1 protein-coding gene is annotated in these 240 nt (G+C 63.8%); it reads left to right on the forward strand.

The annotated features are described in order from the left end of the window. Nucleotides 1-184: hypothetical protein (locus HWE01_RS22780; protein ID WP_241822978.1), on the forward strand; the 184-nt coding region annotated here is incomplete at its 5' end. Between the last annotated feature and the right edge of the window lie 56 nt (nucleotides 185-240).

Raw genomic sequence — 240 nt, forward strand, 5'->3', positions numbered from 1 at the left:
CAGCGGGCACAGCGTGGTGGTGGTCGAGCATGACATGCGCGTGGTGGCGCAAAGCGACTGGGTGATCGATATCGGGCCTGGGGCCGGAGATGCCGGGGGCAAGGTAGTGGCCAGTGGCACGCCGCAGGAGGTGGCCGGGTGCGCCGACAGCCGCACAGCAGCGTTTTTGGCCAAGGCCTTGTAGCGCCTGCGCATTGCCAGGTTCCACAAACGGCGCTTAGAATGCGATCAATTCTTAAT

The organism is Herbaspirillum sp. C7C8, assembly GCF_022627875.1.
Classification (GTDB): Bacteria; Pseudomonadota; Gammaproteobacteria; order Burkholderiales; family Burkholderiaceae_D; genus Herbaspirillum.